We start from the raw sequence: 3,424 nt of genomic DNA, 5'->3' as shown, positions 1-3,424 counted from the left end.
AATATATATGGAAACTGAGTCAGACAGTTCTTTTTACTACGCAAACAAAGTAGATTATTATACTAAAAAATCTAAAAACCTAAAAGATATAGCACTTAATCAGAATAATTTTTTTAACTATTATTATTCAAAAAACGAAAATATAAAAGCGAAAAAACATCTGGATAGTTCTTATAATATTGCATTAAAGACTGGTGATAAAACTTTAATCGCAAGTGTGAAAAATAATTTAGGTGCTTATTACATGTCTGTAGAGAAAGACTATAAAAAAGGAAAACAAGAACACTTAGATGTTATCAAAATGTTTCCAAATAAGGAAAACTCGATGGCACTTTCTAATGCATATTTGAATATTTCTTATGCCTACGAAAAATTAGGCGATTATAAAAATGCCTACTTATACAACAACCAGTATTTAGATCTACAAGATGAGAAATACAAAAATAAATTAGCACAATCTAATCAGGAAATTGAAATAAAATATGCCATAAATAAGGTTGAAAACGAGTTTAAAGAAAAAGAAAAAACTATTATTGAAAAACAAGAAAGAAATCAGAAATTGCTATTATTATTTGCTTCTTTGTTTATTCTGGCTGGGGTTATTTTCTATTTTTATTACCAAAATTTATTATTAAAACAAAAAGGCAAACTAAAAGATATAGATACCAAGTTACAATACAAAATTATTAGTGCCACACTCGACGGGCAAGACGAAGAGCGAAACAAAATATCTGCTGTTTTACACGATCATGTGAGTGCTGTTTTATCATCGGTAGGATTACATTTGTCTGCTTTTGAAAGTAGTTTGACTAAAGAACAAGTTACCGATTTGAAGAAAACAAGGACTTTGCTAAAAGATGCTCATGATAAAGTAAGAGATTTATCACACGAATTAGTGCCGCCATTATTAGTGAAATTTGGTTTGCAATTTGCTTTAAAAGATCTTTGCGAAAACAATACAAATTCACTCATACAATTTAAATTTCATTCTACTTTAGCAAATGATCAAAGGTATAATGCTGAATTTGAGACAAAAATGTTTTTTATAGTTTCCGAATTACTAAATAATGTAATGAAACACAGCAAGGCATCAAAATCTAAATTATCGTTAGAAGAAATTGATGGTAAACTAAACATCACAATCGAAGATAATGGTATTGGTTTCGATTCGAAAAATATTAGTATGTCTGATGGTTTTGGTATTACTCAAATTCGTGCAAGGGTAAAAAACATGCAAGGCGACATGAGAATTAAATCTAAAATTGGTCAAGGCACTGTAATTATTATAAAAACATTATTGCTTCATACGTCTTAATGTTTAATATTTGGATTGACTTTGATACCTTAAGAAAAAGACAACTACTTACTTCCCAACTCGATAATTTCTAAATCTTTAATTTTATCACCATCTATAACAAACCTCAGCATTGTTCGCACGGTATGAAAACCACTCTTACCACAAGCACCAGGATTCATGTGCAGTAAATTAAGTTTTTTGTCAAACTGCACTTTTAATATGTGAGAATGTCCGCAAATAAATAATTTTGGCGGGTTTTGTTGTAATTCTTCTCTAATATTAGGATTGTATTTTCCGGGATAACCACCAATATGTGTTATCCAAACATCAACACCTTCGCATATAAAACGATTATGCAAAGCAAAATCTAACCTTGCTTTTGCATCGTCTATATTACCAAAAACAGCTCGTAAAGGCTTGTGTTTTTGCAAAGTATCAGTAACTAATAAATCGCCAATATCGCCAGCATGCCAAACCTCATCTGCAAGATTTACATATTTTAAAATTGCATCATCTAGATGACTGTGTGTGTCGGAAAGTAAAAGAATTTTTTTCAAAAGGACATTTTATTTGAAACTAGCATACAAAGCTATACTAAAAATTTAAAATTAGTATATTTGCCACGATGAAAAAAGTATATTTAGACAACGCCTCGACTACGCCACTTCGACCAGAAGTTATTGCAGAAATGACTCAAGTATTGATTAATGATTACGGAAATCCGTCGTCAACTCACGCATTTGGTCGTCATTCGAAAAACTTAGTTGAGCTTTCTCGAAAAAGTATCGCAAAAAATCTTAATTGCTCTGCGCAAGAAATTATTTTTACTTCTTGCGGCACCGAAGCAAATAATTTTATTATTCAATCTTGTATAAAAGATTTAAAAGTTGAAAGAATAATTACCAGTAAAATAGAGCATCATGCCGTTTTGCATACAGTTCAAATTCTACAAAAACTATATAATATTCAAATTGATTATGTAAATATTTTGCCTTCGGGCGAGATCGATTTAGTTCATCTTTCAGATTTACTTTCATCAGAAGGAAAAACGCTAGTCAGTTTGATGCATGTAAATAATGAAATTGGAACTGTTCTTAATTTGAATAGAGTTGCCAAGATATGCAAGCAATACCAAGCTTATTTTCATACTGATACAGTACAATCAATTGGAAAAACAACTTTCGATTTACAAGAAACACCAATAGATTTTCTTGTTGCAAGTGCTCATAAATTTCATGGTCCAAAGGGAATTGGTTTTGCATTTATAAGAAAAGGAATTGTTTTAAATCCCATATTATTGGGTGGAGAACAAGAAAAAGGAATGCGAGCAGGAACCGAAAGTGTGCATAATATTGTAGGAATGACCAAAGCGCTCGAATTGTCCTATTTACATTTAGCTGAAGAAGAAAAATATATTACTGAACTAAAAGAATATACAATATTTCAATTAAAATCTCATTTTCCAGAAGTGAAATTTAACGGAAATCCGAAAGAAACATTTTATAATGTATTGAATGTTATTTTGCCTTTTTCTGAAGAAAAAACTTCGATGATTTTGTTTAATCTAGATATGAAAGGTATTGCCGTTTCTCGTGGAAGTGCTTGCCAGTCAGGAAGTGTAAAACCATCTCATGTTTTAGCAGAAATTCTCTCGGAAGAAGACTTAAAAAAACCAAGTTTACGAATTTCTTGTAGTCATTATAATACAAAAGAAGAAGTAGATTATTTGATAGAAAACCTGAAATTGCTATAAAATGAAAAAACTACACCTCATTTTAGGACTGATTACATTAAATTGTTTTGCCCAAAATTTCGATATTCAAGGACATAGAGGTTGTCGTGGTTTACTTCCAGAAAATTCTATCGAAGCTATGAAAAAAGCTATAGATATTGGTGTGACGACTCTCGAACTCGATGTTGTTATTTCTGCAGATAATCAAGTTATGCTTTCGCATGAGCCATTTTTGTCGCACGAAATTTGTTTAGATTCAAACGGAAATGAAATTACCGAAACTAACGAAAAGTCTTTTAATTTATATAAAATGGATTATAATCAGATTAAAAAATGTGATTGTGGTTCGAAAATTCATCCAAGGTTTTTAAGTCAATCGAAAATAAAAACTTACA

Annotated in this window: 4 protein-coding genes; 3 read left to right on the top strand and 1 reads right to left on the bottom strand. The window is 30.4% G+C overall.

The annotated features are described in order from the left end of the window. Positions 1-1,315: sensor histidine kinase (locus ACH2BG_RS07435; protein ID WP_395047076.1), on the top strand; the 1,315-nt coding region annotated here is incomplete at its 5' end. A 44-nt stretch (positions 1,316-1,359) separates the two neighbouring features. On the opposite strand, the gene ACH2BG_RS07430 is transcribed toward ACH2BG_RS07435, so the two are convergent. Next, the gene (locus ACH2BG_RS07430) at positions 1,360-1,854 is read right to left on the bottom strand and encodes a metallophosphoesterase family protein (RefSeq protein ID WP_395047075.1); all 495 of its coding nucleotides are present in this window, start codon (positions 1,852-1,854) and stop codon (positions 1,360-1,362) included. A gap of 68 nt (positions 1,855-1,922) precedes the next feature. Between ACH2BG_RS07430 and ACH2BG_RS07425 the strand changes: the two genes are divergently transcribed. Together ACH2BG_RS07425 and ACH2BG_RS07420 are read left to right on the top strand one after the other, a co-directional pair. Then, positions 1,923-3,050 (top strand): cysteine desulfurase family protein, encoded by a 1,128-nt coding sequence (locus tag ACH2BG_RS07425; RefSeq protein ID WP_395047074.1) that lies wholly within the window; start codon positions 1,923-1,925, stop codon positions 3,048-3,050. 1 nt (position 3,051) lies between these two features. Further along, a partial coding sequence (locus tag ACH2BG_RS07420; protein WP_395047073.1) for a glycerophosphodiester phosphodiesterase family protein occupies positions 3,052-3,424 on the top strand: 373 nt, incomplete at its 3' end.

It is taken from the genome of Flavobacterium sp., from assembly GCF_043779715.1.
In the GTDB taxonomy this organism is placed as follows: Bacteria; Bacteroidota; Bacteroidia; order Flavobacteriales; family Flavobacteriaceae; genus Flavobacterium.
Note: the sequence above shows the minus strand (reverse complement) of the source record. Positions and strands in the feature narration are given on the sequence as shown.